This is a genomic window from Nostoc cycadae WK-1 (assembly GCF_002897135.1).
Taxonomy (GTDB): domain Bacteria; phylum Cyanobacteriota; class Cyanobacteriia; order Cyanobacteriales; family Nostocaceae; genus Nostoc_B.
In genome coordinates this window covers 289,433-314,805 of record NZ_DF978423.1, presented here as the reverse complement: position 1 = coordinate 314,805, position 25,373 = coordinate 289,433, and the positions used below count along the sequence as shown (strand labels likewise).

The 25,373-nt window shown below is 40.5% G+C and carries 14 protein-coding genes and 1 pseudogene; 10 read left to right on the top strand and 5 right to left on the bottom strand.

Annotated features, from left to right (window positions below; all coding sequences use genetic code 11):
• Nucleotides 1-64 precede the first annotated feature (64 nt).
• Nucleotides 65-904, bottom strand: a complete 840-nt coding sequence (ntrB, locus tag NCWK1_RS05650; RefSeq protein ID WP_096581038.1) for a nitrate ABC transporter permease — start codon at nucleotides 902-904, stop codon at nucleotides 65-67.
• Between the two features lie 79 nt (nucleotides 905-983).
• On the bottom strand, nucleotides 984-2,363 hold the full coding sequence (locus tag NCWK1_RS05645; protein ID WP_103124025.1) for a CmpA/NrtA family ABC transporter substrate-binding protein: 1,380 nt from the start codon (nucleotides 2,361-2,363) through the stop codon (nucleotides 984-986).
• Between the two features lie 640 nt (nucleotides 2,364-3,003).
• Here NCWK1_RS05645 and NCWK1_RS05640 point away from each other — a divergent pair.
• From NCWK1_RS05640 to NCWK1_RS05625, 4 genes and pseudogenes are all read left to right on the top strand, one after another.
• Nucleotides 3,004-4,461, top strand: coding sequence for a protein adenylyltransferase SelO (locus NCWK1_RS05640; protein WP_096581034.1), 1,458 nt, complete (start codon nucleotides 3,004-3,006; stop codon nucleotides 4,459-4,461).
• Nucleotides 4,462-5,401: 940 nt separating this feature from the next.
• On the top strand, nucleotides 5,402-10,105 hold the full coding sequence (locus NCWK1_RS05635; RefSeq protein ID WP_103124024.1) for a PAS domain S-box protein: 4,704 nt from the start codon (nucleotides 5,402-5,404) through the stop codon (nucleotides 10,103-10,105).
• Nucleotides 10,102-11,085: a response regulator gene (locus NCWK1_RS05630; protein ID WP_096581030.1), complete on the top strand. Its 984-nt coding sequence runs from the start codon at nucleotides 10,102-10,104 to the stop codon at nucleotides 11,083-11,085. The genes NCWK1_RS05635 and NCWK1_RS05630 overlap by 4 nt, the downstream gene beginning before the upstream one ends.
• A gap of 4 nt (nucleotides 11,086-11,089) precedes the next feature.
• Nucleotides 11,090-11,383 (top strand): annotated as a pseudogene (locus tag NCWK1_RS05625) (Uma2 family endonuclease); the annotation flags it as partial.
• Here the strand turns inward: NCWK1_RS05625 and NCWK1_RS05620 are convergent.
• A complete protein-coding gene (locus NCWK1_RS05620; RefSeq protein ID WP_103124023.1) occupies nucleotides 11,378-12,415 on the bottom strand; it encodes a glycerate kinase in 1,038 nt (345 codons plus the stop codon). The pseudogene NCWK1_RS05625 and the gene NCWK1_RS05620 overlap by 6 nt on opposite strands.
• A 37-nt stretch (nucleotides 12,416-12,452) precedes the next feature.
• A complete protein-coding gene (locus tag NCWK1_RS05615; RefSeq protein ID WP_103124022.1) occupies nucleotides 12,453-12,785 on the bottom strand; it encodes a DUF565 domain-containing protein in 333 nt (110 codons plus the stop codon).
• Between the two features lie 703 nt (nucleotides 12,786-13,488).
• Here NCWK1_RS05615 and NCWK1_RS05610 point away from each other — a divergent pair.
• On the top strand, nucleotides 13,489-14,121 hold the full coding sequence (locus NCWK1_RS05610; protein WP_103124021.1) for a hypothetical protein: 633 nt from the start codon (nucleotides 13,489-13,491) through the stop codon (nucleotides 14,119-14,121).
• A 151-nt stretch (nucleotides 14,122-14,272) separates the two neighbouring features.
• The gene (locus NCWK1_RS05605; protein ID WP_103124020.1) at nucleotides 14,273-16,186 is read left to right on the top strand and encodes an ArnT family glycosyltransferase; all 1,914 of its coding nucleotides are present in this window, start codon (nucleotides 14,273-14,275) and stop codon (nucleotides 16,184-16,186) included.
• 39 nt (nucleotides 16,187-16,225) lie between these two features.
• Here the strand turns inward: NCWK1_RS05605 and NCWK1_RS05600 are convergent, their stop codons facing one another.
• Entirely contained in the window at nucleotides 16,226-19,564 is a 3,339-nt protein-coding gene (locus tag NCWK1_RS05600) for a hybrid sensor histidine kinase/response regulator (RefSeq protein ID WP_103124019.1), read from the bottom strand.
• 676 nt (nucleotides 19,565-20,240) lie between these two features.
• Here NCWK1_RS05600 and NCWK1_RS29420 point away from each other — a divergent pair.
• The 4 genes from NCWK1_RS29420 to NCWK1_RS05580 all read left to right on the top strand — a co-directional run bounded on the left by NCWK1_RS29420 (nucleotide 20,241) and on the right by NCWK1_RS05580 (nucleotide 25,253).
• Nucleotides 20,241-20,822 carry a KaiA family protein gene (locus NCWK1_RS29420; RefSeq protein WP_187308064.1) on the top strand — a complete coding sequence of 194 codons (582 nt, stop codon included), beginning with the start codon at nucleotides 20,241-20,243 and terminating at the stop codon, nucleotides 20,820-20,822.
• 120 nt (nucleotides 20,823-20,942) lie between these two features.
• Nucleotides 20,943-21,269 (top strand): circadian clock protein KaiB, encoded by a 327-nt coding sequence (gene kaiB, locus NCWK1_RS05590; RefSeq protein WP_096581018.1) that lies wholly within the window; start codon nucleotides 20,943-20,945, stop codon nucleotides 21,267-21,269.
• Between the two features lie 76 nt (nucleotides 21,270-21,345).
• Entirely contained in the window at nucleotides 21,346-22,905 is a 1,560-nt protein-coding gene (gene kaiC, locus NCWK1_RS05585; protein WP_096581016.1) for a circadian clock protein KaiC, read from the top strand.
• 104 nt (nucleotides 22,906-23,009) lie between these two features.
• Nucleotides 23,010-25,253 carry a TolC family protein gene (locus NCWK1_RS05580; protein ID WP_103124018.1) on the top strand — a complete coding sequence of 748 codons (2,244 nt, stop codon included), beginning with the start codon at nucleotides 23,010-23,012 and terminating at the stop codon, nucleotides 25,251-25,253.
• The last annotated feature ends 120 nt before the right edge of the window (nucleotides 25,254-25,373 follow it).

The following is a 25,373-nucleotide window of genomic DNA, read 5'->3' as shown; positions in this document are numbered from 1 at the left end:
AAGAGTCAATGGTCAATGGTTTTTTTAGACTTTGGACTATGGACTCTTGACTTTGGACTAATTACTACTTCTGTTCTGCTGGTAAAATCAGGTTTTGCAACCAAGCCATGAATTTATCCAGGAGTAAACCAACGACACCGATATAAACTAGCGCCAAAATTACTTCACTGACGTTGTTATTTTGGTAAGCATCCCAGATAAAGAAGCCGATACCGACAATCCCAGACATGACGATTTCTGCCGCGATAATCGCTAACCAAGCCAAACCGATCGCAATTCTTAAGCCAGTGAAAATGTAAGGTAAAGCAGAGGGAATCAAAATGTTGAGGAAGTATTCTTTGCGGCTGAGTTGCAGAACTTTAGCCACGTTGTTGTAATCTTGGGGAATTTGAGTAACACCGACCGCAGTGTTAATTAAAATCGGCCAAATTGCGGTGATGAAAATTACGAATAATGCTGCTGGTTCGTTTTGACGCAGTGCTGCTAAAGAAATGGGAACCCAAGCCAAAGGAGGTACAGTCCGCAATAGTTGAAATAGTGGGTCTAAAGCCTTAGACATAGTTTGATTCACACCAATCAAAACACCTACGCCAATACCCACAATTGCCGCTAAAGTGTAACTAATGGCGACCCGTTGTAAACTAGCTAAAATCTGCCAAAAAAGACCTTTATCGATACCGCCTTTGTCATAAAAAGGATACAAAATTAAAATCCAGGTATCTTGGATGACTTGAATTGGCCCTGGTAATGTTGCGCCAGGAATCCAAGCAAATAATTGCCAAACTACGAGAAATATTAAAAGTGCGATCGCCGGCGGTACAAGATTCGGAATTTGTTTCTGTATCTGTGAAATAAAACTGTTATCTAACCTTGGACTAGCTGCTCTTTTTTGGGCTAAAGTCATAAATTCCGTTTCCCTTGAATGAATAATAAACTGCTGATTAATATCTATTGACCATTGACTAATGACCAATGACAAATAACTAAACACTCACTTTCTTAATCTTCAGACTCTTGAGATATGCTTCTGGTTTTTCGGGATCAAATTTAACTCCATCAAAAAATTCTTCTACACCGCGAGATGTACTTGTGGGAATATCAGCCGTAGCAATTCCCGCTTCTTTGGCAGCTTCTTTCCAAATATCTTCGCGGTTAACTTTATTAATGAGTTCTTTCGCTTTAGCTGCATTATTGGTGATGTAATCTTTTGGCAAGAAACCCCAGCGAACACTCTCAGTTATGAACCACAAATCATGACTCTTATAGGGATAAGACACGTTACCTTTTCCATCTTTCCAGTAATAAGCAGCCATTGATTTATCATCTATTTTGCGACCATCACCCATGTCATATTTACCTTGATATGGGCCTGCCAAAATTTCGGGTGAAGGTAAGTTGAAATAATTTCTACCAGCAAGAATTTCGGCTGCTTCTTTGCGGTTGTCAAAATTATCTAACCATTGCTGCGCTTCCATAATGCCTTTTAACAATGCTTTCGTCGCTTTAGGATTTTTATCAACCCAGTCAGCCCGTATCGCCAAATATTCTTCAGGGTGATTTTTCCAAATCTCTGCGGTTAATGCAGCCACAAAGCCGATTTTATCTGTCACAATCCGATATGGCCAAGGATCTCCGGTGCTGAACGCATCCATTGTCCCGGTTTTCATGTTGGCGACAGTTTGCGCCGAAGGTACAGTCAGTAGTTTGACATCTGCATCTGGGTCTAAACCACCAGCTGCTAACCAGTAGCGAATCCAAAAATCTTGGTTAACGTGGGGGAAAGTGAATGCAGCAGTAAAAGGTGTGGAGGATTTTAATTCTTTAAATAGAGACTTAGCATTAGCAACTTCCAGGCTAATTTTACCGTTATGCTTATTGGCGATCGCAATTCCGTTCCCATGTGTAATTAACTGCGCCAACACATACATCGGGATTTTTTGATTCCCTTTAGTAATTAAACCTTCTGTAATTAAATGTGGCATTGGCATTTGCCATTGTCCGCCATCAATACCACCACCAGACGAACCAATTTCTACGTTATCTCGCGCTGAACCCCAAGAAGCTTGTTTTGCCAAATCTACCTTGGTCATACCATATTTTGCAAAAAAGCCTTTTTCTTGAGCAATAATTAACGGCGCAGCTTCAACAATCGGAATATATCCCAATTTTACTGTATTAGTTTCTGGCGCTTGTTCTGGACTGATATTGGCAACAGTTTGAGCAGTTGGCGCAGTCGAGGAATTACCACCAGTCAGATTTTCTGGAGGGTTGCCTAAACAGCCTTTGAGAAACACCGCACTTGCCGATGCTCCAGCTGTTACGATAAATTTGCGGCGAGAAAATTGGTTAAAAAAATCTGACATAATGTATCTCCTCAAAACTTGAATTTAAATTTTTTTAGGCATGAAAATTAACGCAAGTCGAATATAATTTCGCTTGTGCAATCACAAAATAATTTCGAGCTATATTCAAACAAGTCAAGCCGAGCCGATTACATAGAGCAAAAGGCTAAAATGACGAACTGGAGAGACAATTAATTAGAGTTGATAGATTTGTTTGGGGATCACTTAATTCGTTGAAACTTAGTTTACAGGTTTTAACGTCAAATTGGTTAAGTCCTAACCCATAATTATTAAAAAAATATTAGATTGATCATATAAGTAAAAATTTATTGTGGGCGGCAAAAAGAACGAAGATTCGTAATATATCGGCGGTTATTGATGATAACAATCAATCTTTCATAATGATTAAGCCTAAGAAATGCCCTTTATCCTAAAATCTATCAATAATTACCTATGCAAACTATTACTGAAATCATATATTTTGCTTCTACAATAAAATGTACCTAAAATAATAGGTAATTATTGATGCTAATTATTGCTCTTAGCCTATACATAGCTTTTTAATACACACTTTGAGTCAGTGTGATCAACTTTGTAATTGACGCGCTCTGCTGATGTCAGAGGTACGATGAAGGGAATAATCCTTTGAGCTTTGCGCGTAATGACTCTGGCTGAAACTCCTAACCACGACAACTCTCTTAATCCTTTGCTCACCCTCAACTACGAACCAGCCTTAGAATCTTTGGGTGATGATTACTACGACGAAGTAGCCGCAGAGGAATTTCCCCAACATATTTTGCGCTGGCGTAATGACGCACTGTTATCTGATTTAGGACTAAATGCTCAAGCCGTTACAGATGAGCATTTCATCAACGCTTTTGGCAAATTTCAAGGACGCAAGCCTTTATTAGCACTGCGCTATCACGGTTATCAATTTGGTAACTATAATCCTTACTTAGGTGATGGTAGAGGTTTTCTCTATGGTCAAGTCCGCGCTACTAATGGCGAATTATACGATTTCGGCACCAAAGGTTCTGGTAGAACACCTTACTCCCGTGGTGGCGATGGGATGCTGACACTCAAAGGTGGGGTGCGGGAAGTTTTGGCCGCTGAAGCACTACACCAAATGGGAGTCCGCACCTCTCGCTGTTTCAGCATGATTGAAACTGGTTTATCTCTGTGGCGCGGTGATGAACCTTCTCCTACTCGTTCATCAGTCATGGTGAGAATGAGCAGTTCTCATATTCGTTTTGGCAATTTTGAGCGTTTTCATTATTTACAGCGTCCAGATCTAACTAAAAAGCTGTTAGACCATGTCATTGAATATTATTACCGTCATTTAGTCAGCCAAAAAGATAAATATGCCTTATTCTATGCAGAGTTAGTCCAGCGAGTTGCCGAACTAGTTGCACAGTGGATGGCGGCTGGTTTTTGTCATGGTGTTTTGAACACTGACAATATGTCGATTACTGGGGAAAGCTTTGATTATGGCCCCTACGCATTTATCCCCACCTATGACCCATATTTTACAGCCGCATATTTTGACTATTACAAACGCTATTGTTATGGTCATCAACCCAATATTTGCCAATGGAATTTAGAAATGCTGCAAGAACCATTAAAGGCAATTATTGAGCCAACTGACATGGAAGCGGGACTCGCCAGCTTTAATGAATATTATGGGACAGAATATCGCCGCTTAATGTTGAGAAAGTTAGGTTTTGAGCAGTTGAACCATCCAGAAGCCGATGAGCTTTTAGAGCTAACCATAACATTTTTAAAAGATAGCCAAGTTGGTTATCATCTATTTTTCTCAGAAATGGCTCGAACTTTTTCTTCTAAATGGCGTGATGACCCAGCTTGTGTACTACACAATTCAGAGATTCTACCAGCGGCGGGTACTTCTGCAACTTTTGATAATTGGTGCATAATTTACCATAAAATCTTAAATCATTTTGATTTAGATGCGATAGAAGTTATTGCCCAAACCTTAGCTCAACATAATCCTAAAACTGTACTGCTTAGACCTGTAATTGAATCAATTTGGCAACCAATTGCTGAGGTAAATGATTGGCAATATTTTACAGATTTAATTCATCAAATTCAGTCTAAACAGTAAATCTAAGAATTCAGAATTCATATCAAGTCTGACTAAATACTTGTCATTACGAGCGTTCGCGTTCGCGTCTCGCCCAGAAGCGAAGTAATTGCAAAGTCTAGGCGATTGCATCGTTCCACTTCGTTAAACTCGCAATGACATATTATGAGTAATTTGCCAGACATGATATCAGAATTAAAAAACTAGAATCAATTAGTGGTGTGTGGAAATTGTCCTGAATTCTTTTGAGAAAACAGCGATATTTATAAAAATATTGCTGTTTATTTTTTAGTTGAGAGTTCAACATTTAGAGTTTATAAGTCTTGGCTTCTGCGTTTTATCTCAAAACTTTAAGTAAATTATGTATATTGTTATTAAAGTTACAGTATTTTGCTAATCAATAAGGTAAAAGCTAAGAATTCACAACAGTAATTATACTTCTGCTACCTACCTCACTAGCCATAAATTTAGGTATTATAAAAACAAACACTTTGATAAATGTTCTTGGGAATCAATGCTGGGCATCAAAACTCTTTTATTTGGAGATTTTGATTCTTCATTTGAGAATTTACTGTTCGTAGCTTTTGCTTAAATCGATAGCAAATATCAGGTTAACAATTTCCAATTTATCAATTTAATTTTGAAGCATCATCAAAGATTAGGTTAATAACAGGACAGGTTTAATAGATGAAAAGCTAAATTTAACAAATATAAAAAATCTCCGTTGACAAAAATAAACTTTTATTAATATTTCTTTTAAAAAGATTAATTACTTTCTTTTAAATACAAGTAATAGATACTAAAAAAATAAAAATTATAAGGAAAATTTAACTATTTTCTTAAAAAAGATACAATAAAAAATAATTTCTGAAAATGTGGATATTGTAAAATAAATATTCATAATTTTAATTAATAGTAATAATCATTCAGACACATGCTGAAAGTGCTAGAGGATGAATAAGTGGTTAGGCGGCACAGATATCATCAGTTTCAAGCAAGAGAAATTTTCAGCAAACGAGAGTTGCTGCCCTTAGTGGTGGGTATTGTTGTTGCAATAGCAGTAGTTCTGCTTTGGCAGAAGCTAGTAATTGAAGAGCAACACGATATTAAACAACTGATTCAACAACAAGCGATCGCCATTAAAACTGAATTAACAGCCCAAGTAAATATGCGAATTCTGGCACTAGAGCGTATGGGCAAAAACTGGCAACTGCATGATAATTTGGATCAGAAAAAATTGCGAACTGAAGCAGCCGCCTACATCCAAGATTTTGGAGGATATCAAACTCTGGGATGGATTGACGCATCATTGCGGGTGAGATGGACTGTACCCGAAGTTAACTATCAAATCACCCAAACTTTAGAACTAACTCAAAAACCTCAACTACGCACAGCACTAGAAGCAGCACGTAACCGCCGTCAAACCAATTTTACGCCCACATTTGAGCTTCTTCAAGGCAAGAAAGGATTGTTTGCATATCTGCCACTATGGATTGGCGAACAGTTTGATGGCTTTATTTTAGGAGTTTTTCAAGTTAAATCCTTATTAGATTCTCTGGTGCATTTGCCACCAGGTTATCAAATTAGAGTCTTTGAGAATGGAAAATTAATTTACGGACAGAACTTATTACCAACGCAGCTATTAAATTGGCAACAACAAGTCAGCCTTAACTTATATGGAAGCAACTGGCAAATTGCAGTCTATCCTTCTTTAGAATTATTAACCGACTTGCGATCGCCTCTGCCATTAATTGTTTTAATCTCTGGGTTACTCATCGCCAGCACATTGGCATTCTCTATTTATTTTGCTCAAAGTAGTGAACTGCAAAACAAACGTATAGCCGCCATTAATCAAGAACTAACAGACCGAATTTGGGAGCAGCAAAAAACTGAAATTGCTTTACGTGCCAGTGAAACTCACCTGCGAGAATTATTAGAAACGGTAAAAGTAATTCCTTGGGAATTCGATGTCAAAACTTGGCGCTTTACATATATTGGGCCACAAGCAGAAGTTTTATTGAACTATCCCCTAGCAGAATGGTATCAGGAAAATTTTTGGATGAATCATCTGCATCCTCATGATCGGGAACAGGCGATGCAGGTTTACCAAGACGCAATGGCGAAAGGCGAAAACCAGGAATTTGCATACCGAATGCTAACCGCAAGCGGGCGAGTTGTGTGGTTACGAGATATTGTCAATGTTGTCAAAAACGCTGGAACCCCCATAATGCTCAGGGGGTTTATGTTTGAGATTACAGATTTGAAACTAGTAGAAGAAACTCTCCGATTGCGGGAACGCGCCCTAGCAGCGGCTAGTGATGGAATTATAATTGCTGATGCTAGGCTCCCTAATCAACCAATTATTTACGTTAACCCCGCCTTTGAGCTAATCACAGGCTATAGTGCTACAGAGATTATTGGCTATAACTGTGCTTTTTTACCAGGTACAGATCCTCTACAACCAGCAATTCAACAACTGCAAGCATCTATGAAAGTTGGGAAAAGTTGCCAAGTATTGTTGCGTAACTACCGCAAAGATGGCAGTTTATTTTGGAATGAATTGAGCATTTCTCCTATTCATGATGACACTGGTCGGTTAACCCATTTTATTGGCATTCACACCGATATTAGCGATCGCAAACAAGCAGAATTAACTTTGCAACGCCAAGCCCTAATCTTTGAAAACATGTACGACGGCGTAGTCATCACTGATTTAAGTGGAACAATTATTGACTGGAATGGTGCGGCTGAATGGATGTTTGGCTATAGCAAAGCCGAAATCTTGAGCAGAAGCACAAGTATTTTATATAAACCGGAAGTAACTAATCAATTCATACCCCAAATTTTGCCAGATATTCAGCAGCAGGGACGTTGGTCTGGGGAACTTGAATTTATCCGCAAAGATGGCAGTCAAGGAATTTGTGAAACGACAGTCATTCTCTTACAAAATGAACAAGGGCAAGCGATCGCCAGTGTCAGTTTTAATCATGACATTACAGAAAGAGTATTAGCACAACAAGCATTGCAACGACAATTACATCAAACACTGTTGTTAAAACAAGTTACCCAACAAATTCGCCAAAGTCTTGATAGCAAAGAAATCTTTGCTACCGCCGCCATCCAAATTGGTCAAGCATTTCAAGCCGAACGCTGCCTCATTCATTCTTATATTAATGATCCCATACCCTACATTCCGCTGGTAGCAGAGTATAATAATTTTCCCACCTACGCCAGTCGGGAAAACGTGAAAATTCCTGTAATCGGTAATCCCCATGCCGAGCAAATGATGACCGAGGATAAAGCGATCGCTTCTGATGATGTATATGCTGACCCGTTACTCCAAAAAGCGCAAACAATTTGTCAAAATATGGGCTTAAAGTCTATGTTAGCAGTCCGTACATCTTATCAAGGAGAACCTAACGGTGCGATCGGCTTACATCAGTGCAGCTATTTTCGCCAATGGACAACAGAAGAAATTGAATTATTAGAAGCAGTAGCAGCACAAGTCGGCATTGCCCTCGCCCAAGCCAATTTATTAGAACAAGAAACCCGCCAACGCGAAGAACTTACCTTAAAAAACTTTGCCCTAGAACAAGCAAAACGTCAAGCAGAAGCAGCCAACCGCGCCAAAAGTGAATTTTTGGCCATGATGAGTCATGAAATTCGTACCCCAATGAATGCTGTAATTGGGATGACAGAACTGTTATTAGATACAGATTTAACTCCCCAACAGCGCGACTTTGTAGAAACCGTTCATACCAGCGGCAATGCCTTACTTACCATCATTAATGACATTCTCGACTTCTCTAAAATTGAGTCTGGCAAACTGGAACTAGAAGAAAAACCCTTTGATTTAAAAGCTTGTGTAGAACAGGTAATCGACCTTTTAGCCCCAAAAGCTGCCCAAAAACAGATTGAACTAATTTACCTGATTCATCCCCAAGTACCAACCCAGATAATTGGCGACATCACACGCTTGCGCCAAATTTTAATGAACTTGCTCAACAATGCCATTAAATTTACCCAACAAGGAGAAGTTGTCCTCTCTGTATACGCCAATCAATTAGAAACTCAAAATATCGACACTACCTGCAAAATTCTGTTTAGTATCCAAGATACAGGTATTGGCATCACCCCAGAGAAAATGGCACGGTTATTTCAACCCTTCGCCCAAGCAGATGCCTCCATGACCAGACTCTACGGCGGTACGGGACTAGGACTAGTAATTAGCCAACGCCTGAGTGAGATGATGAATGGTAGTTTATGGGTTGAAAGTCGTGGCTGTATTGGTGGCAATCCTGATCCTGGATGGCAAAATAGCAAGCCTGTTTTAGCCACTTTCTCCCATCATGGTGCTACTTTCTACTTCACAATTACCAGCACAATCCTGACTAATCCCCCATCAAGTGAAGTGACTACTTCTGTGAGTCAGTTGGCTGGTAAGCGTTTATTAATCGTGGATGATCATCCTACCAACAGCAAAATTCTCAGTTTGCAAGTGCAGTTCTGGCAAATGCAAACATACATTGCTGAATCAAGTGAAGCCGCTTTAGCTTTGCTGGCTCAAGGAATGGAATTTGATATTGCCATCCTCGATCTGCCAAGTCCAAAAATTGATGGACTGGCACTAGCGCAGGCCATTCGTCAACAGCCTGGTGGTCAAAATCTCCCCTTAGTACTGTTAACTGCTTTGGGTACTCCAGACATAGGTAGAGACTTTAATGATGTGGGGTTAGTTGTCTGTTTAAATAAACCAATCAAACAATCTCAACTTCACTACGTCCTCACCCATACCTGCGGACATCATTTGCTATCAGTCAACATTTCTCGTGCATATATTTCTCCCTTTGATGTTCATTTAGCTGAGAAAATGCCCCTACGCATTCTTGTGGCAGAAGATAGCTTGGTGAACCAGAAAGTAGCACTACTAATGTTGCAAAAAATTGGCTACCAAGCAGATGTAGTAGCTGATGGGCGAGAAGTGATTCAAGCATTGCAGCGTCAACCCTATGATGTAGTGTTGATGGATATTCACATGCCCGAAATGGATGGACTAGAAACTAGTCAAATCATCTCTCAGCAATGGGAAGCTAGTACTCGCCCTTATATTATTGCCATCACAGCCAACGCTATGCGGGGCGATCGCGAAGCTTGTTTAGCCGCGGGGATGGATGATTATATTAGCAAACCCATCCAAATGGCAGAGTTAGTTAAAGCACTGCGTAAATGTCAGCCTTTTATCTCCACAAAAGATCCACCAATACAAACATTTTTGCCAATCCAAAACCAAACCAACACGCCAAATTTAGCAATATCTGCAATTGATCACAAAGTTTTGCAATCTTTGCGTCAGATGTTAGCAGGGGATCAGGTAGCATTTACAGAACTACTGCACTGTTATTTTTTAGAAGCACCTAAACTCATTCAAGAAATTCAGTCATCTGTGGTAAGAGAAGATGCCGAAACTTTATGGAAGACTGCTCACAAACTCAAGTCCAGTAGTGCTTCTGTTGGGGCAACTAGCCTGGCTCAAATTTGTAAGCAGTTAGAAGCTAAAGGCAGAAGTAATGATCCTTTGGGATGTGCAGACATCTTGTCACAACTTCAACAAGAGTATGAGCAAGTCAAAACAGGATTGCAATTAGAACTGGAGGCGGGATCATGAAAACCAACTTTTACAAAAATCAATCTCTAGTTTTGATTGTTGACGATGAACCTTTTATTCGTACCCAACTGCGACTTGCTTTAGAGCGAGACGGATATCAAATAGCAGAAGCAAGAGACGGTCTAGAAGCGTTAATTTTATTTCAGCAACTGCATCCCCAGATTGTCCTCATGGATGCCATCATGCCGGGGATGGATGGATTTGAATGTTGTATAAAGTTGCAATCTTTAGATCAAGGCAAGTATACGCCAGTGTTAATGATTACTGGCTTGGAAGATCAAGAGTCAGTTGATCAGGCCTTTGATGCGGGCGCAATTGATTATGTGACTAAACCGATTCACTGGCCAGTATTACGCCAGCGGGTAAAACGCTTGATTCAGCAATCTCAGCTACAAAAACAGCTAGAAGCTGCTAACCAAGAATTACAAAGGTTGGTAACTATTGATGGTTTAACTCAAGTAGCTAGTCGCAGACGCTTTGAAGAGTATTTTTCCCAAGAGTGGCAACGGATGGCGCGAGACCAGTTACCTTTGTCTTTAATTTTGTGTGATGTGGATTACTTTAAATCTTACAACGATACTTATGGACATCGGGCAGGCGATCGCTGTCTGCAAAAAGTAGCCCAAGCCATCAAAGATAGTGTCAAACGTCCGGCCGATTTAGTGGCGCGTTATGGCGGTGAAGAGTTTGCCGTGATTTTACCCAAAACAGAGATGCAGGGAGCCGCGATATTAGCAGAAAAAATTTGCTCGGTGGTGCGAAAATTGGCAATTCCCCATAGCAATTCCCAAGTCAGTGGTTATGTGACAATTAGTGCCGGGGTCGCAGCAGATATTCCTCAACCTGGTTCTGACTTTCAAGATATAATTTCTGCCGCAGACCGCGCATTATATCAGGCAAAAATTGAAGGGCGCGATCGCTTTCAGCTGTCTAACAAGCAATCAACTTACAATTTCTCTATTCCTCGTTGGGGTGCATGATATCTTTGGTATCTATGAAGTTAAACAGGCAAGCGTCGAATTATATCAACTAGTGGCTGGTCGTTATGAAATAATGCTTCCTAATGAACGAGGGCATTATCCTATTTATCCTTTGGGTGTAGAGTTAGGCATTTGGCAAGGCTATTATTTGAATGCCGCCTTACCGTGGCTACGTTGGTGGGATGAGCAAGGCAATCTCTTGTTAACTGGTGATGAACGTGCCGAACAAGCTGAACAAGAAAATGCCCGTTTACGGGAAAAATTACGAGCTTTGGGCGTAGATCCGGATGCTCTATAAACTGTAGATTTCACCAAAAGTCCGATCTGGACAAATTTCAATTACCAAATCAGCAACCGATGGCGATCGCAGTATGGGTTTGAGGAACAATTCTGGATGGAGCGATCGCCAAAAATAGTTGACAAAATCTTTGATTTGTGAATCATTCATTCCCGCTTTACCAGCAGCCACCATCTGTTGTTCTGCTTGCTTGCGCCATTCTAGGGAACTGCGATAATCCCTGGGGTAAAGCAAAATCAAGCTATCTAAGCGTTGCCACAATGGCAGATAATTGCTCAATTGACGATTCATCTCCCGCGCAAATGCTTTGTCTGCGTCGGTAATAATCGGTGGCGGTGCTAAATCAAAAGCGGTGGGATCAATTGGTTGCACACCCACAAACCAGCCTTCAAATAAGACAATATCTATATCTGTAACAATTTCTGGAGTGGTGCGATCGCCTGCACCTGCATAAAGAGATTTATCAAACCTGGGAACAGTTACAGCCTTTTCTCCTTGGCGAATTTGCTCTAACACATTTAAACCCAAATCTATATCATGGGTTCCTGGTGGCCCCCGCCAAATTAAGCGGGGGTCTTGCTGTAATAAAATTAAGCGATCGCTGTAGGTTTTATATAAGTCATCTAATGACCAACTCAGCGTGCGATATCCCAACTGCTGAAGAATCAAGGATAAAACTTGGCACATTGTAGTTTTACCTGTACCTTGTACTCCTAAAATTCCTTGAATTAGAGGACGGTTGAGGCTTCGACGCTGTGCGGCTAATTTCATTCCCAGAGGTAGCCATAAATCCCACAACACCTCTAACATTTCTTCAAAGTTAGCACGCAAGCTAGTTTGACAAAATTGCCGAAAAGCTGGCAACACAGATTTGAGTAATTGCGATCGCTCTTGGATCATTTCATCAACATTCGTTGGTGTAATATCAAAAGCCTTTGCTTTTGCAGGATTAGCCAAGGTGGCAACTCGTACTTGCCGCCAAGTTAACTCTGAAACATCCTCTGCTATCATCTCTTGGAGCCAAGGATACATTGATAATTTGCCTCAAAACTACCATTTAGCAATTTTTCTAGGAGCCTAACTTAAAGGCTTCTACAAACAGACTGTAAGTAAATCCCACTTTCAAAATATTCAGACATTCCAGCCATAGTGGTCTTTTGGCAAACAGTTTACGATTATAAAATATCCTACTTGTCAACTCAGTTAATAATGCTAAAAATGCGGCTACAACAATATCTAATTCGGCTTTTTGTCCTGCAATTGTTGAAATAGCTGTGCCTAGAAAAAAACCAAACAAGAAACTAATAATTAAGATTGACAGTCGCCGCCAAGGATTACGAAATAATTGTCCTAAGCTACTAGCAATAGCATCTAATAAATTGTTGATTCTAGTGTTTTGCATCAATCAAAGATACTCGGTTGTTCAAATTAATTTGGTCAAAATACTATATTTGAATATTATGATAAATTTTGTGGGTTTTAAAATCAGGTATCAGCTATTTTGTATTTAATTTGTATATGTTTGCTGAAGCGATGATTTATCCAGTAGATAGACTTTTAGGCAAAAAAGCTTAATCAACCCCGCGACTTAAATGTAAAAATTAAATGTATAACAGTTTACTTTGTAGCAACCTGGGCAAAATGCTGTTACATTAAATGTATATTTTGTTCTAGTACCTCATGATCAGCCGAATTTTGGTGTGAGGAATCATCAATTGTTAATAAATGTAAATATTTTATTGCTCATATCTCTCAGGGTTGAGCAATGGCTATCTTGTTGTTCAGATTACGCCAAGGCGAAAAAAATTTAGATGTAATTATACGGTTGAATGTTGATTTTTATGTAATATTATTTGCTTAACCTTGCTACCCTACTGTAAAACCCAATGGAACAATAACCGATAGAAAGCTTCTTTAAGTAAAATTAAGGTAACTAATCATGCAAAGAGTGATTTCCGAAAAATGATAAGTATGATACATCCTATAGCTTAATTTTACGAGAGTCTATTGTAGACAAGTGAGTAAATTTCTGTCATCCTGACGGCAGAGAATAGGCTAATATTTGGCCAAGACTAAACAAAAAATTATTTCTAACCAATATCAAAATGAAATCTCAGGTGTATCGTAAGGCTGCTGTTACAGCTTGTTGCTTGGGGCTGCTTGGGTTGCTGGTGGGATGTTTAGATTTAAGTGTGTCATTTGAGACCACTAATCCTGATACCTCTGATACAGCATCTACTAATATGCCTCAGTCAAAAAGTAATTCTGAATTACCTATTTTAGATGCTACAGCCACTTCGACAAATGTTTCTAGTACGACAACAATACCAGTTAACCAAGTAGAACAAAGCACTAGCAAAGTTCAGTCTGTTTTGGTAAATCGTCCCAATGTCGCTGGTAGTGCCAAAGCCCAAGGGACTTTGCGGATGAGTAATCAAACTGATCAACCTGTGCGTCTGGCTTTACTAGCACGGCAATTAAAAGGTAAAGGCTCGGCTAGTAGCAAGATTACCTCAGATATTCCAGCCCATTGGGATTTTGCACCTCAAGAGGGTAGCAGTAAAGGTTTGCTGCTTTCGTTACCTAATGGCAATTTAAAGCTAGAAAAAGGAGATATTTTAGTCGCCTTCGCCCAAGATGGTTCTCGACGCTACTGGGGGCCGTATGTTGTTGGTGAAACTTCCCTACCAAGTTGGAACGCTCAAACTAAAGAATGGCTGTTGGTGCTTAGTCAATAGTCAAAGGTCAAAAGTCAAAAGTCCATAGTCCATAGATAATAGTGTTTAGTTGATGACTATTACAAAGCAAAAATCATCAAAGAACAAAATCTCACTCGTTAACGACTAATAACTATTGACTGTTGACTGATAACCATTGACTAAAAACCAAATGAGGATGAAATTGAGTATTTTCCACACTGTTGACCGATGGTTCAACAAGATAGCACAGCGTCCATCTCTAGTGGTGACTTTATCAATTTTGTGGTTGATGCTGATTGGTTGGATTGGCTACGGGTGGAATTTAGGCAGTGTTGGCTTAGTTGATGAAACAGAGCCATTGTTTGCGGAAGCATCCCGACAAATGTTTGTCACAGGTGATTGGATTACGCCGTTTTTCAATGGTGTGACTCGGTTTGATAAACCCGCCTTAATTTACTGGTGTCAAGCGATCGCCTACTCAATTATGGGGGTGAATGAGTGGGCGGTGCGTCTCCCATCGGCGCTCGCTGCAATTGCCGTCATTAGTTTGGCTTTTTATACTGTACAGTGGCATCTGGCGCAGGGGGACGTAGTAGCACAAGTTGAACGCCCCACCCGTCGTTACTTAACAGCTGCGATCGCCGCCGCCGTTATGGCGCTCAACCCCGAAATGATTGTCTGGGGAAGAACAGGTGTATCGGATATGCTACTAACTGGGTGCATAGCCTCTGCTTTGTTATGTTTTTTTCTCGGCTATGCAAATGAGCAGGGAGAAAGGGAGCATTTTTCCCCCTTACCCCCTGTTCCCCGCCCCGTTTCCTCTTCCTATTCCCTACTCCCAAATAAATGGTATTTAGCTTGTTATGTATTAATTGCTGGGGCAATTTTAACTAAAGGCCCTGTGGGTATAGTCTTACCTGGAATAGTAATTTTGGCTTTTTTGCTGTACTTAGGCAACTTAGGCGAAGTTTTGCGAGAAATGCGACCACTGCTAGGATTACTGATAATTCTGGCTTTATCAGTTCCTTGGTATGCCTTAGTAATTTGGCGCAATGGGTGGAATTATATTAATTCGTTTTTTGGTTATCACAACCTAGACCGTTTTACCGAAGTCGTAAATGGTCACTCAGCACCTTGGTATTTTTACTTTTTGGTAGTACTTTTAGGTTTTGCACCATACTCTGTATATTTACCCGCCGCCTTCGCACGACTGAAATTTTGGCAGCGATCGCAATGGTTAGTGCAAGAGCGATCGCAGCAATTAGGGTTATTTGCCTGCATTTGGTTTTTGGGAGTGTTTGGTTTTTTCACAATTGCTGTTACCAAATTACCTAGCTATGTTTTACCTTTAATGCCAGCCGCTGCTATTTTGGTAGCTTTATTATGGAGCGATTATTTTCCAGGCTCATCCGTATCTAGTTCTCCATCACCACACAAATTATTTTGGGTTAGTGGCTGGGCAAATGTAGTTTTTTTATCTACATTGTCTGTGGCAATATTTCAAATATCCCAGTTATTAGGTAGTGATCAAGCTGCACCAAACTTCCGCCAAACCCTACAAAATTCGGGTTTAACCGAACTAGGCGGTTCTATTTGGTTTTTGGGTGCTATGAGTGTGGCATTTTTATTAATAACTCGTCGTTGGTCAGGTATTATTGCTGCAAATTTGTTGGGCTTTGTGGCATTTTTAATTGTGGTTTTGATGCCAGCAATGTTTTTGATGGATCAAGAACGACAGATGCCTTTACGGGAAATTGCTGCTGTTGTCGCCCAGGTGAAGCAACCCAATGAAGAATTAGTCATGGTTGGCTTTAAAAAACCCACTGTAGTTTTTTACAGCCATCAACAAGTCAATTTTATTAAACTGACAAGCGATGCTATTGTTTATCTGCAAAATAAAATAAATATGCCAGTAAAAGCACCATCTTTAATGGTTTTGGCAGAACATAAAAACCTAGTCAAAATGGATTTACCTCCTGACAATTATGAAAATTTAGCCTCAAAAGGAGCTTATCAATTGATTAGAATTTCTTTCAAGAAAATGAAACAACAAAAGCAGGATATTTCTCTAATTATTCACCCAAGAGATACCAAACTACTTTAGGAATTTAGGTATCTGAGCTTCTTGATTGCCTAATAAAAATTAGCTCTTTTCCTGTTGATGGTGCAGTAAAGCCTGATTAATATGATGTAATAAATCTTCCATTGAGATTGAGCGCGGTAAAATCTCTGTGGCGATCGCACTGAATGATTGATCTACATGATCTCGGCTACTGTTTTTGTGTGGCTTGATTGCTGCTGAAGAATTCCGTTCATAATCATGGGAACGTTGATCAAGCACCAAAATTGGGGGCAAATTCGCAGTGGAATCCTGTAATGCTTTTAGTGCTTTTAACACATCTTGATGAATTGGCGATTCTCCCAAGCAAATGAGCAACAAATCCACACTATTGTGACGAATTTGTTGGTTTACTTCTGCCCAATAGCGCCCAATTGCGGCTTTCAACCCTGCGGTTTGGAGATACTGAATTAAAGCTTGAAACCACTCAGATCCTCTTTCAGCAGTAATATTATTCAGGGCAGCATTTTTCAGAGTGCGATAATTTCTTACCTGTTTACGTCTGATTTGAGGTAAATCATGCAGTGTTGTCAAGTCTACAACTAAAATACTCGGTGGGCAACAAATACCAGAGGCAATTTGTAAAACTGACAGCAGCGGATCTACTTTGTCAGTACGACTGTGATTGTTTTTGCCAAAAGGTGTTAAGCAGGGAAAGACTGAAAGTCCAGGAATCTGAGAAGCCGCCAAGCTAGTAGCAACATCACATGTCACCAATGGGAGAGCTACCAAACGCGGGTGCTGAATTAATTGTTCTAAATAAGTGTGGGCTAAGGAAGTTTCTACATCTAATAAAATGACATCAAATTGCCAAACCCTTGCTAAAAGTTCTGCTTGATCTAGGTTATCCACTTCTATCACCCGATGCTCACGCAGTGAGGGATGGGGGTTAATTGATGCTATTTCTGGATTAACCAATCTCAGAATTCGCAATGGTTGGTTTTTGACAATAGTTTGACTAGTATCCATTTCTGAAGCTGAAATTGTGGGTTTAGCACACAACTTTTCCAACAGTGGTGCTAAAGCCTGATTTTCTATGGGTAAGCTCAAAAAACCATCGGCTTGGTTAGCAAATGCTTGCTCTTTTTCTGCCCCTGTAGCAGTGACAATCACGGGTATATGGCGTGTAGCCGCGTCAGATTTCAACAATGTCAGGACATCCCACCCTGAAAGCAATGGTAATAAAGGATTTAAAAATACAGCTTGTGGTTGCAAGCGTCGGGCTTTTTCCACAGCTTCTGTACCTGAGCGAGCGATGATTACTCGATAGCCTAAACCTTTGAGTTGTTCAGCCAAGTCTTCAATGTATCGAGCCACGGCTTCAACTATCAGTACTAATCTTTGAGAAGAACCAGGGAGATGCTGAGGATGATTAACTTGGGAATTGGCAGAAGTTGGAGCTTTTTGGATACCTAGATTCTGCTGGGTTCTATCTTCTTTGTTACTTGTTTCGGAATCAGTAAAACCTGTAGTAGGTGGACTAGGTGGTAGTAAGAGTGTAAATTGGCTACCTTTACCTTCTTGGGACAAAAAGCTGACATCGCCGCCGTGGAGGCGGGCTAAAGCTCTGGTTAAAACTAGCCCTAAGCCAGTTCCTTCAAATTGTCTGGTGAGGGGGTTTTCTAATTGTTGGAATTTTTGAAAAATTAAATGTTGCTGATGTTCCGGGATTCCAATTCCTGTATCCCAAATGGTAAAAGCAATCCAACCTTCCCAACGACTAACGCGCAGACCAATTTCGCCGGATGTTTCCGTGAATTTGAATGCGTTGGACAATAAATGTACCAACATTTGCCGCAAGCGCAGTTCATCTGCGACCATTTGCTCTAAGCCTGGTTCCATCGTCAAGGTGAATTTCGGAACTGAGGGGCTGTTGGGTAAGGTTTTGCTGCTGTGAGTATGGATAGCGGTAACTTCTGCTTGAGCGCGATCGCACACAGCTTGAATGTTCAAGGGTGCGAGTGCTAATTCCATCTGTCCCGTTTCCATCCGGGTCAAATCTAAAATGTCGTTGACCACACTCATTAAGTGACGGCCGCTTTGATGAATCAGTCCGGCGTAGCGGGCTTGGCGTTCGTTCAATTCCCCTAATTGTTGGTCGATGAGCAACCGCGATAATCCTAAAACTGCGGTAAGGGGAGTTTTAAGTTCATGACTAATACAAGCTAAAAATTCATCTTTTAAGCGATTGAGTTGAATCAAGTCCGCATTTTTCGCCGCTAGTTCTTTACACAACTGTTGCTGTTCGGTGACATCAGTTCCCAACACTAACCACAGGTGTTGATTTTCGGTTTGCTGGCTATCCAAAGCCTTGAATTCTGGACTATCTAAGGGAATTTTGGCAAATTGCCAGATGCGTTCCTGACCATTTTGTTCTTCAACAACGCAGGTACAAGTCCCCATCTGATGATCTAAAAAGCAGCGATTAAAGGTTTTGGGTCGAGAAACTGGTGATTCTTGTAGGTGATTAAAAGTGGCATTTTGGGGCAAGGCTTCGTGCTTCACAGCCCAAGTATGCTCTGCTGAATGCAGGTTCAGTTGGGATAATGTGCCATCTTCACTCTGGGGAAATCTCCCGGCTGTTTGACTAACATACTCTGGTTGTTTGTCTAGATCTGGAGACAGGATAGTTGCTACTTGTTGTCGCACATCTTCAGGATCTTTCAAACCTCCCAACTGCTGCCACCAAGCGGGATTTTGGCTAACTATCTCACCCGTGCTGGTTTGCAGCATTAATGGCCAGGGCAGTTGTTCGAGTAATTTGATCAGGGGTTTGTGGAGTAATGGCTGAAGTTGATGACCTTTGCGCGATCGCCAGGGAGTTTTTACCTTGGATGTATGACTTCTGGAAGTGCCTGATGGTTCTAGGGAAACATGGCCAGATGATCGCAAAGAATGAGAGGATTTTTTGTCGGCTGCGGTTATCCCAGCTTTTTCTTGGGCTAACAATCTTAATAAACGACCGCTATCTAACAATCCTAAAAATCTGCCATCAGCATCAACCAGTGTCCAATTGATATTGTTGTGAGATTGGGCAGAAAAATAGCGTAAAAACTGCAAAAATTGCTCAACGCGATCGCTTGCTGCTAATATTTGTAAAGGCTCAAAAATGCTTTGTTGCCAGATTACCAATGGCTGTTGTAACAAATCTAAGTATTGATCTTCTGGCGATTCTGCCAACAGTTTTTGGGTTAACTGGGCTGATGTTAACAACCCAATTGGTTCTTGCTGTTGATTGACTACTACCAAGCGATCGCACCGCTGTTGTTCAAAAACTTCTAAAGCCCCTACTAACGTACTTGTTTCACCGCATTTGGGTACGGTTGCGAGAAAGTTATAAAGTGGGTACTGTAGCATTGACATAAGGCTTTGGGGTTGATTCTTCCTCTAGCGGCGTTTAGCTTGAGCATTGGCGATCGGGTAAGTAGTATTCACGCTTACAGTCATATCCTTAGCAGAAGACTCATTTCCACAATGCTTGTTTTAGCTGTAAGACCATTGCCGTGGTAGGTTTTATTGTTCAAGACATAGCCTTGCTGGTTGACTTTGGTTTTGCCATTGTCAGTATTTGCCTTTGCCACTTTATAACTTTGGGGAAATAACCTTACAGTGTTTTACTGGTATTGTCACTTCTCATCAAGAGTGACAGCTAAAACAATTATGGCTCCAAAGATTCGCTTTAGAACCTTGAGGAATTATAATGATTTAGAATCCGCGCATACTTTAAGTTAGTTTAAGTATCCTATCAAGGGGTGAAATCAAAAAATCTACATTCTGATAGATCTACATACGCGAATCTCAATCAACTAATGTATCCTCGATAACGAACACCTCATCAGCCGCTCAATAAGTCTTCCTGCTCACTTGTTGTATTTGGTTGTTGAGCCACTGTAGAAATTTGTTTATCTAGAGAGGTAATTGAGAATTGATTAGCAACTTGACTTACATTATTAGTCAGGTTATCTAAAGTTTTTCTCAAACTTCGTTCAACTTAACCAACTTTGGTTGGAGTGATTAAGCAAGATGTTTAAATATATAAATGCTACTACCTATACTATTTTTCCAACCAAATGTTAAAAAAATTTTAGATAATCTAGATGAGCTAGGCATCCAAATACCGTTGAACCCAAACAATGGTTACCTACTTCAGTCTAATTTTGCTCAATTTAGCACATCGACTTTAGTTGCCGCCACCACAGCTAGACTTTACTACTTACTAAATTGGTTGCCAGCGAATCTTAATCAAAATTTTATAGACCAATATTTTTACGTGTTTGCGTGCCAGCAGCAAAAACCACAACAGGTTTTTCAGCAAATGACTCAAGTGGATCAGCGGGTATTGTTACAACAAATTAAATCTGATTATCGCCAGATTCTTATAGATTACTTTACTACAGACAAAACCTTGAAAGAAAAAATTGATAAATTTATCAACACAGTATTTTGTGCTAATATTCCTGTGCCTCAAATTATAGAAATTCACATGGAACTCATTGATGAATTTTCTAAACAGCTAAAATTAGAAGGAAGGACTAATGAGACATTACTTGATTACCGTTTGACTCTCATAGATGTCCTAGCACACCTATGTGAAGCCTATAGATGTGCAATTTCTAAATAATACATTTTACCCATCAACTAAAATATACTCAACAATCACAAAAGCCAAAAAAGTGTGTATTTCTCTAATATCATTAAAATCAGATTTTATTTTAGTTTGTATGTTTAAGTTTGTATTTTTATGAATAAAGCCAGAAAAACTTATGTTCTCAAGCTTTACGTAGCGGGGAACACTCCTAACTCAGTTCGGGCATTAAAAACACTAAAAAACATATTAGACCAAGAGTTTCAAGGTGTTTATGCACTGAAAGTCATCGATGTCATGAAAAATCCCCAACTAGCTGAAGAAGATAAAATCTTAGCCACACCAACATTATCGAAAATTTTGCCCCCACCTGTGCGGAAAATTATTGGTGATCTTTCAGACAGAGAAAGAGTATTAATTGGATTAGATTTACTGTATGAAGAACTGAGTGAAGAAGACTGGGAAGAGTCGCATAACCTTTAATCTAAATTTTTTGATAACAAATTAGTACCTTTAGTAAGAGAAAACCTGGGTTAACAACCCTATTTACGATCCAGCAATGAGCGAAAACGAGCAAAAAGAGCAAAATCAGCCACCGATTGGGGGTGTAGAAAAAATTCGGACAATGATCGAGGGCTTTGACGATATTAGTCATGGTGGTTTACCTGTAGGTAGAACCACCTTAGTCAGCGGCACCTCTGGTACAGGTAAAACCTTATTCTCTCTTCAATTCTTGTATAACGGCATCACCTACTTTGATGAGCCAGGCGTATTTGTGACCTTTGAAGAATCGCCTAGCGACATTATCAAAAATGCTTATATTTTTGGTTGGAACCTACAACGTTTAATCGATGAAGGCAAGTTATTTATTCTAGATGCTTCCCCAGATCCCGAAGGTCAAGATATTGTCGGTAATTTTGACCTTTCAGCATTAATAGAGCGCTTGCAATATGCAATTCGCAAATATAAAGCCAAGCGAGTTTCTATTGACTCGATTACCGCAGTATTTCAACAGTATGAAGCTGTGGGAGTCGTCAGACGAGAAATTTTTCGCCTTGTAGCCCGCCTTAAACAATTGAATGTCACCACCATCATTACCACTGAACGTGGGGAAGAATATGGCCCAGTGGCATCTTTTGGAGTTGAAGAATTTGTTTCGGATAACGTGGTAATTGTGCGGAATGTATTAGAAGGAGAACGCCGTCGGCGGACGAGCGAAATCCTGAAGTTACGCGGGACAACTCACATGAAAGGTGAGTATCCTTTCACAATTACCAATGCCGGAGTCAACATCTTCCCGCTGGGAGCAATGCGCTTGACTCAAAGGTCTTCTAATGTCCGCGTTTCTTCGGGTGTCAAAACACTAGATGAGATGTGTGGTGGTGGTTTCTTTAAAGATTCGATTATTTTAGCAACAGGAGCTACTGGTACTGGGAAAACACTACTTGTAAGTAAATTTTTACAAAATGGTTGTGTCAACGGTGAACGCGCAATTTTATTTGCTTATGAAGAATCACGCGCTCAACTGTCACGCAATGCTTCCTCTTGGGGCATTGATTTTGAAGAATTAGAACATCAAGGGTTACTCAAAATTATTTGTACCTATCCTGAATCAACTGGTTTAGAAGATCACTTGCAAATTATTAAGTCAGAAATTGCTAATTTTAAACCAGCAAGAATTGCCATTGACTCACTCTCAGCCCTAGCAAGAGGCGTGAGTAATAATGCTTTTCGTCAGTTTGTAATTGGTGTAACTGGTTATGCCAAACAAGAAGAAATTACTGGTTTTTTTACCAATACAACTGACCAATTTATGGGTTCTCATTCTATTACTGACTCACATATTTCGACGATTACTGACACAATTTTGATGTTGCAGTACGTAGAAATTCGTGGGGAAATGTCGCGGGCAATTAACGTATTTAAAATGCGAGGTTCGTGGCACGATAAGGGAATTCGTGAGTATAATATTACGGCTGACGGCCCAGAAATTAAAGATTCTTTCAGGAACTACGAAAGAATTGTCAGCGGTGCGCCTACCCGCGTTAGCATCGACGAAAAAGCAGAACTTTCTCGCATAGTCAAAAGTTTTGAAGACAAAAGGAGTACCGATTCCTAAATTTGGTATCGTGCTATATCCCTTCTTCAATTTAGTATCGTGCTATATTCTGTGGTGAAGAAAAGGTTTCTGCCGCTAGATTGATTTTCGTGTGAGGGGATGCGGTGAAAGGACAGCAATTATTTCATAAAAGACAGCAACTATTTCATACTTTCTTACCTGGCGTAACAGCAGCGGTATTAACAACCCAGCCCGCCTGGGCTGGGACAGTAAAGGTAAGTAGCATACAACAAAAATCCTCTCCTAGTGTTGTGACTTTTAGTGAAAGTCATAACTTAGTGGCGGATAATACAAATACGCAACTGCCTAAAACTGCAACCCAGATTTTTCCAGATGCAGTTTCTAATTCTGAGTTGACTACATTCAATGTGCCAAATTTAAGTAATCACATTAACCCAGGCACATTGGCAGAAAATACTGGTGTAGCGCTGGCACAAATATCTCAGAAAAATCAAGGTGGTGTTGTCGATACGACTCCTACTTTAAATTTTTCTCAAAATAATTTAGAGCAGCGTAATTCACGCAAAGTTCAGAAACAAAAAAAATTAGTTACTGCTGCAAGAGAGAAATTAAATAATACATCTGTCAATTCAGCTACTTCCCAACCTTCTGCTAGTCAAAAAAACACAGTTTTCTTATCTGCAATTCAACAACCAGCAGCGTCGAGACCAAATTTAAAAACTCAATTGCCAATAGTTCTACCAACAGCAGTTAAAGGAGCAGGAGCAGCGCAACTGTTGGCAGCACGAAGTTGCTCACAGCAAATAGGGATATCCACTACCTTGTCTTTGTACTCTCAAGGTTGTGAGCAGCAGAAATTGACTGGAGGACTGACTGCACAAAATAACACTGCAACACCCGCAGCGGCTGAGGTGGCACCAGATGCCACTACTGTGCCAAGTAATGCTGGTTCTACGCCAACGGAGATAGCACCAGCAGCTACTCCGACTGTAACTGAAGCAGCACCAAATGTTCCAGTTCCCCCTAATGTGAGTCCAGCTTCTAGTGGTGCTGTACAAGTTCCTGAAAATCTGATTCCTAGTGCCAATTCTCTGCAATTTCCCACAAAGGCAGAGGAAGTCACAGTTCAAGGCAATCAACCGATTACTTTAGAACAGGCTTTGGAATTAGCAAAACGGAATAATCGGGAACTACGGGTATATGTATTGCAGCTAGAACGCAGCCGTGCAGCTTTACGAGAAGCCCAAGCAGCTTTGTATCCTAGTGTAGACCTCAGTGCGGATGTGACTCGTAGTCAGTCGGCTTCTAGTCAGCTGCAAGATACTTTAAGCGGCCGCGCCGGGGTAAGATCTAACAATGATGAACCTAGTACAGGTTTCAATGGTCAAGCCCAGTTGACATATAACATTTACACTTCAGGAAGACGGCAAGCCGCTATCAAAGAGGCTGAGGAACAGGTACGTTTCAATGAATTGGATGTGGAGCGCCAATCAGAGGAAATCCGCCTGAACGTTAGTACCCAATATTACGACTTGCAGGGAGCCGATGAGCAAGTGCGGATTAATCAGTCAGCCGTGGAAAATGCCCAAGCGAGTTTGCGTGATGCTGAAGCCTTAGAGCGTGCGGGGGTTGGTACTCGCTTCGATGTTTTGCGATCGCAAGTCAATTTAGCTAATGCTCAACAAGATTTAACTAATGCGATTTCCAATCAGCTGATAGCACGACGGCAGTTAGTCACTACCCTAAGTTTGCCGCAAAATATCTCTATTAGTGCAGCAGATACAGTGCAATTAGCTGGTTTGTGGGACAGATCATTAGAAGACAGTATTGTCCTGGCTTTTCAAAATCGTCCAGAACTAAGACAGCAGTTGGCTCAACGGAATATTAGTGAACAACAGCGCCGACAAGCGTTAGCAGCTAATTTACCACAATTGAGTTTTGTGGCTAACTACAACCTGTTGGATCAGTTCGATGATAGTGTCAGCATTACTGATGGTTATTCAGTTGGGTTGAGAGCTAGTTGGAATTTATTTGATGGTGGAGCAGCACGCGCCAGAGCATCTCAGGCAAGAGCTAATATTGCGATCGCGGAAACAAACTTTTCCGAGCAGCGCAACCAAATCCGCTTTCAAGTCGAACAGGCTTTTTCCACCCAACGAGCTAACTTAGACAATGTGCAAACAGCTAATACTGCTTTAGAACAAGCTAGAGAAGCTCTGAGGTTAGCACGGTTACGCTTTCAAGCTGGGGTGGGTACGCAAACTGATGTAATCAACTCAGAAACTGACTTAACAAGAGCAGAAGGTAATCGAGTCACGGCTATCTTGAATTACAACCGTGCTTTAGCTCAATTACAGCGTGCAGTGACTATCAGGTCAGTTCGTTAATTAGTTAATGGTCAAGAGTCAATTGTCAATTGTCAATAGTTATGAGCCTTTTTAACTCTGAACTTTGGACTTTGGACTATTGACTCTAGACTGTTGACTATGGACTATTGACTTTTGACT

Coding starts and splice junctions, on each gene's coding strand:
- NCWK1_RS05620 (WP_103124023.1), bottom strand. CDS start 12,415: ATGTATCCTTGGCTCCAAGAGATGATAGCAGAGGATGTTTCAGAGTTA.
- NCWK1_RS05630 (WP_096581030.1), top strand. CDS start 10,102: ATGAAAACCAACTTTTACAAAAATCAATCTCTAGTTTTGATTGTTGAC.
- kaiC (WP_096581016.1), top strand. CDS start 21,346: ATGAGCGAAAACGAGCAAAAAGAGCAAAATCAGCCACCGATTGGGGGT.
- NCWK1_RS05615 (WP_103124022.1), bottom strand. CDS start 12,785: ATGCAAAACACTAGAATCAACAATTTATTAGATGCTATTGCTAGTAGC.
- NCWK1_RS29420 (WP_187308064.1), top strand. CDS start 20,241: ATGCTACTACCTATACTATTTTTCCAACCAAATGTTAAAAAAATTTTA.
- NCWK1_RS05600 (WP_103124019.1), bottom strand. CDS start 19,564: ATGTCAATGCTACAGTACCCACTTTATAACTTTCTCGCAACCGTACCC.
- NCWK1_RS05640 (WP_096581034.1), top strand. CDS start 3,004: ATGACTCTGGCTGAAACTCCTAACCACGACAACTCTCTTAATCCTTTG.
- NCWK1_RS05645 (WP_103124025.1), bottom strand. CDS start 2,363: ATGTCAGATTTTTTTAACCAATTTTCTCGCCGCAAATTTATCGTAACA.
- NCWK1_RS05605 (WP_103124020.1), top strand. CDS start 14,273: ATGAGGATGAAATTGAGTATTTTCCACACTGTTGACCGATGGTTCAAC.
- kaiB (WP_096581018.1), top strand. CDS start 20,943: ATGAATAAAGCCAGAAAAACTTATGTTCTCAAGCTTTACGTAGCGGGG.
- ntrB (WP_096581038.1), bottom strand. CDS start 904: ATGACTTTAGCCCAAAAAAGAGCAGCTAGTCCAAGGTTAGATAACAGT.
- NCWK1_RS05610 (WP_103124021.1), top strand. CDS start 13,489: ATGAAATCTCAGGTGTATCGTAAGGCTGCTGTTACAGCTTGTTGCTTG.